Below are 5,225 nucleotides of genomic sequence, written 5' to 3'. Positions count from 1 at the left end.
GCCGGGGAACCCGAAATGTAATCCACGTCATGCGCGTCGACCTCGAAGGCGCCATGAACACACGAAGACCCCAGCCGGAGCTGGGGTCTCCCGTGGTCGCGCCGACCGTTGTGCGAGTCGAATCCTCTGCACCCCGGCCTCGATGAGTGAGCCTGCCACATCTGCCGGGATTCAGCGCGCCGAGTGCGCCCGATACGGCTGTCGGTCATGTGTGTGCATCTGTACGACCGCATTCACGGCGCTCGTTCAGGCGTGACCCATCGATCGAGGCCGCGCTCGGATAACGAAATGGCAACATCGAGACATGTCCGTGACCAAACTGTTCGACTCGGAACGTCCGACTCGCTTCGCTAGCCACGGCGCGATCATCAAGAGCCCGTGGGATTTTCGAGTTCAGTGCCGGTTGCCCGCGGCATCCCGGCTACCGTGGCAGCAGTGCTCGCGACCGTTCCCCTTGCTGGAGGCTTCTTGCGCACCATCGCTCGCATACTGCTCGTCGTGCTGGCACTCGTCGGCATTGCCTTGCCGGCGCTGCCCGCGGCGGTCGGTACACCGAGCGCAGCCATTGATGACGTCACCGCGCGCAAGATCGATGAGCTGCTGGCACTGCGGGCGGCCACGCCGGGCGCGCGCAAGGGCGAGTTGATCAACCTGCTGTCGAGTCGGTTCCTCGGCACGCCGTACGGCGCCGATATGCTCATCGGCTCGGCGAGTCGGCCCGAACAGCTGGTCATCGATATGCGGCGGGTGGATTGCTTCACCTACCTGGACTATGTCGAAGCGCTCAGCAGGTCCACCGATCGGGATCAGTTCGTGGCGAACCTGATCGAGACCCGCTACACCGACGGACGCATCGAATTCCAGCAGCGCAAACACTTCTTCAGCGATTGGTCGCATACCGCGCGCATCGCCGCCACCGATATCACCGCGTCGCTCGGCCCCGCCGCGATGACCGTCACCAAGCACCTCAATGCGAAAGCCGATGGCGGGCAGTACCTTCCCGGCCTACCGGTGGTCGATCGCGATATCACGTATATCCCGGGCGGCGCCGTCGACGACACCGTCATCGCCAGACTCCGCACCGGCGACTACATCGGCGCCTACGCCGACCAGCCGGGCCTGGACGTAACCCATGTCGGCATCTTCGTCATGACACCCGACGGCCCGGTCTTCCGCAACGCTTCCTCCTTGGCCGCCAACAACAAGGTCGTCGACTCACCCTTCACCGACTACGTCCACTCGACGCCCGGCATCGTCGTCCTGCGCCCCCAATAGTCACCGGGCCGCCCGGATCGGCACCGCCGTCGACAGCTGCCGGTCCCAGCGTGCTCAGGCGACCTGTTCGACGAGGCGGATGCCAGTGACGATGGACGGTTCGATCTCGATGACGGCGTCCATGACCCGGTCGACCCAGGAGTGCAGCAGGCGCTCATAGCGGGCGATGCGAATCGGATCGGTGACGGGGCGGGCGAGACCGGTCACCACGACCGACCACCCGGTGTGCAGCTGCGGGTCGATATCGTCGGCCTCGTAGGCGACCACCACATCGGAGTTACCGCGCACGGCCGAGGTGAGTCTGGACGCGACGCGGGTGCGCACGATGATCCGGCCGTCCGGCTCGACCAGGTGGTTGACCGGGCGGATCGCGGGTAATGCATTGCGGCTGAACACCACTCGACCGAGCTGGACCGTCGCGAGCAGGCTCAATGCCGTGGTGCGATCGAGTTCCACAACGGCACGCCCGGTATCGTCGCTCGCGGCGAACTCGGTCATCATCGCGCAGCCGCCTCGGGTAGGACCAGTGCCAGCGCGCCGTCGTAGCGGCGATACAGCAGCCGTCCCCGTCCGCTGTGCGGATCGGTGAAGAACACGAACGGCAGACCGTACCGGCACAGCCGGGCCGCGGCCTCGGCTCGGGTCAGCCGCGGCGTCGGGTGCGGATTCATGGTGAGCGACAACCCCGAGGTCGACACGGGTGGCTGCGTTCGATACTGGCGCGCCATACGCACGCCGAGCGGGCCCGCCCAGTAGACAGCGGCATCCTCGCCGGTCTCCGCATCGGTGTACAGGTAGGCGTCATAGTCCATCGCCTCCATCACCCGCACCGCGTCGGCCGGTGCCCCGACCAGCAGGGCGCAGGACTTTTGGCGCACGATCGGCCGTTCCTCGGTGCTCACCGCCAATGGTGGGCGTGCCGGATCGGGCCAGTACCTCGGGATATCACCGGAGTTCAGCCGCGCGAGCTGCCGGTCGAGACGGTCGGCGAGAAAGGGCGCGACGAATCCACCGGGCCCGGGAACCTGCGCGCGCACAATGAGATCCCGGAACACCACATTCGCCTGCGCCAGCACGGCGCCAGCCACACACGGCGAGCCGATGAGCCGGACCCGCGCCGGTGCATCGACACGGCGGCAGCTCAGTACCTGGTCGATCGCGCGCATCGTGCGCGAGATCTGCACGGGGTCCACCGTGCCCTGCGTGGTGCAGACCCCGTTCGAAGTCGTTCCGGTCGACCACAGTTCGGATGTACTCACTCGGTAGTCCTTCTTCCGCCCCTACGCACCCAACGCTGGCAGTGTCGCCGCGGGGCGAGCACGCCGAACAGGGCCGAAGGGCACGCGAATCGAGGACCTTGGTTTCGTCGAGGCTTTGCTCGGTCACATATCGGCCCGGATGACCATGGGCCTTCGAGAACGGGCGCAAAGCCCATATCGAACGGCCACAGTGCCGGACGACACTCGACCGTATGACCGAGAGCGGCTCCTCCTCCGTAGGTTCCGTGCCGAACGGCGCGACGGTGCTGGCGGTCATGCGCCAGGCCAGCCGGGCGCCGTCGGTGCACAACACACAGCCGTGGCACTGGGTATTCGACGGCACTCGGCTGCACCTGTACCGCGACAATGACCGACTGTTGACCTCGGCCGACCCCATGGGCAGACAGCTGGTGATCAGCTGCGGCGCGATGTTGCACCATGTCCGCACGGCCTTCGCCGCGGTGGGGTGGCACACCGATACGACGCGGCTGCCCGATACCGGACGCTCCGACTATCTGGCGGTGATCGAGTTCCGCCCGTGGCCGGATCCCCCGATCGGCGTATTGGCCCGCGCCCGCGCCATCGATCACCGGCACACCGATCGGCTGCCGTTCTACCCGCCGACCAACTGGTCTCAGCTCGTGCACACCGCACGTATGCTGGTCACCCCGCACGACCTCGAGCTCGACGTCCTCGACGAGAACGCGACGACCGAAATCGCGGCGGCCTCGGCGCAGACCACCGCAACCCGCCGCTACGATATGCCCTACCAGACCGAATTACATTGGTGGAGTGGGCATTCCGGCGATCAGGAGGGGGTTCCGCGGGAGTCGCTGGTCTCCGACGCCGAATTCGCCCGCGTCGGCGTCGGGCGATCCTTCCCGTCCGCACCGCATTCCGCGCGCCGCGCGAACCTGACGGAGGACGGAGCACGCCTGCTGGTGCTCAGCTCGTCCAGCGAATCCATCACAACGTGGCTGCACACCGGCGAAGCCCTCTCCGCTGTGCTGCTGGAATGCGCGGCGACCGGTTCGGCCACTTGCGCATTGACCCACATCACCGAAACACCCACTGGCCGAACGGCCATCGCGGGAATGCTCACCCACCCGGGTGTCCCCCAGGTCGTGATCCGCGTCGGCACCGCACCCGATGAGGAACCGCCGCCAGAGCCGACACCGCGCCGCCCGATCGCCGACATCCTCACGATGAGCGACGAAACGGCCGAGCGTTAGTCACGCCGCACTCCTCAGATCCCCAACCGGAGCCAAGGGACTTTTGTCACCGATCCGGGGACCAACTCCGACACGCCGTACCGGCCCGGTCAGTACGCTGAAGTAGTGGTGGAGGAAGGTGCTCCGTGATGACCAGTGTCTTCTTGGTCGACGACCACCAGATCGTGCGGCGCGGTGTGAAGGATCTGATCGAGGCCGAACCCGATCTCGATGTGGTCGGTGAAGCGGGTACCGTCGCCCAGGCCATGGCACGCATTCCCGCGCTGCGTCCCGAGGTCGTCGTCCTCGACGTTCGGCTCCCCGACGGCAATGGCATCGAACTGTGCCGCGAACTGCTGGACCAACACCCCACGTTGCGCTGTCTGATTCTCACCTCGTTCACCGACGAGCAAGCCATGCTCGACGCCATCCTCGCCGGGGCCAGCGGATATGTGGTCAAGGACATCGGCACCACGGAACTGGTCGAGGCCATTCGCGAGGTCGGCGCGGGCAGATCACTGCTCGACAACCGTGCGGCCGCCGCCCTGATGGCGAAACTGCGCGAGGAGGCCGGAGCCAGGAACGGGCCGTTTGCGAACCTCAGCGACCAGGAACGGACGCTGCTCGATCTGCTAGGAGAGGGGCTGACGAATCGGCAGATCGCCAATCGGATGTTCCTGGCCGAGAAGACGGTGAAGAACTACGTCTCCCGACTGCTGACCAAACTGGGGGTCGAGCGACGCACCCAGGCCGCGGTGCTTGCCTCGAAACTCAACACGCCGACGAAACCGGAATGATCAACGCTCAGTCGAGTCGCCACCACCTCACCGCACACCGCACGTGCGAAAATGCAGGTTATGGAAGACGAGTCGGAACTGTCCGACCGGACACCGGTGACCGAAACCCTCTCGCAGCTGCGGTTGCGTGAGCTACTCGGCGAGGTGCAGGATCGGATCGCGCAAATCGTCGGCGTCCGCGATCAGATGGACCGGTTGCTAGAGGCGATGCTGGTGGTGACCGCCGGGCTCGACCTCGACAACACCCTGCGCTCGATCGTGCACACCGCCATCGAATTGGTGGACGCCCGATACGGCGCGCTCGGCGTGCGCGAAACCGATAAGACCAGTCATCAGCTCGCCGAATTCGTCTACGAGGGCATCGACGATCGGACCCGGGTCATGATCGGCGATCTGCCGCGCGGTCACGGTGTGCTCGGCCTGCTCATCGAAGAACCGAAGCCCATTCGGCTGACCGACCTTTCCAAGCACCCCTCATCGGTCGGCTTCCCGGCCCACCATCCACCGATGCGCACCTTCCTCGGCGTTCCGGTGAAAGTCCGCGACGAAGTGTTCGGCAATCTGTACCTCACCGAGAAGTCCGGCGGCCAGGAATTCACCGAGGACGATGAGGTCGTGGTGCAGGCGCTGGCGGCCGCCGCGGGTATCGCCATCGCCAACGCCCGCCTCTACGAACAGTCCCG

6 protein-coding genes are annotated in these 5,225 nt (G+C 66.0%); 4 read left to right on the top strand and 2 right to left on the bottom strand.

Going from position 1 to position 5,225, the window contains the following annotated elements; genetic code table 11:
• The first annotated feature begins 435 nt into the window (after window positions 1-435).
• A complete protein-coding gene (locus ABZW16_RS42885) occupies window positions 436-1,275 on the top strand; it encodes a DUF1460 domain-containing protein (protein ID WP_354961905.1) in 840 nt (279 codons plus the stop codon).
• 54 nt (window positions 1,276-1,329) lie between these two features.
• Here the strand turns inward: ABZW16_RS42885 and ABZW16_RS42880 are convergent, their stop codons facing one another.
• Both ABZW16_RS42880 and ABZW16_RS42875 read right to left on the bottom strand, forming a co-directional pair.
• Window positions 1,330-1,773, bottom strand: a complete 444-nt coding sequence (locus ABZW16_RS42880; RefSeq protein ID WP_354961906.1) for a pyridoxamine 5'-phosphate oxidase family protein — start codon at window positions 1,771-1,773, stop codon at window positions 1,330-1,332.
• Window positions 1,773-2,534: a sigma 54 modulation/S30EA ribosomal C-terminal domain-containing protein gene (locus ABZW16_RS42875; protein ID WP_354961904.1), complete on the bottom strand. Its 762-nt coding sequence runs from the start codon at window positions 2,532-2,534 to the stop codon at window positions 1,773-1,775. The genes ABZW16_RS42880 and ABZW16_RS42875 overlap by 1 nt, the downstream gene beginning before the upstream one ends.
• Window positions 2,535-2,746: 212 nt before the next feature.
• On the opposite strand from ABZW16_RS42875, the gene ABZW16_RS42870 reads away from it, so the two are divergent.
• The 3 genes from ABZW16_RS42870 to ABZW16_RS42860 all read left to right on the top strand — a co-directional run.
• On the top strand, window positions 2,747-3,766 hold the full coding sequence (locus tag ABZW16_RS42870) for a hypothetical protein (RefSeq protein ID WP_354961903.1): 1,020 nt from the start codon (window positions 2,747-2,749) through the stop codon (window positions 3,764-3,766).
• Between the two features lie 128 nt (window positions 3,767-3,894).
• The gene (locus ABZW16_RS42865; RefSeq protein ID WP_354961902.1) at window positions 3,895-4,542 is read left to right on the top strand and encodes a response regulator transcription factor; all 648 of its coding nucleotides are present in this window, start codon (window positions 3,895-3,897) and stop codon (window positions 4,540-4,542) included.
• 60 nt (window positions 4,543-4,602) lie between these two features.
• Window positions 4,603-5,225, top strand: a 623-nt coding sequence (locus tag ABZW16_RS42860) for a GAF domain-containing protein (protein WP_354961901.1), incomplete at its 3' end; no start/stop codon positions are given.

Origin of the sequence: Nocardia sp. NPDC004604 (assembly GCF_040609795.1) — a bacterium.
Lineage (GTDB): Bacteria > Actinomycetota > Actinomycetes > Mycobacteriales > Mycobacteriaceae > Nocardia.
This window is presented reverse-complemented; position numbering and strand designations above follow the sequence as displayed.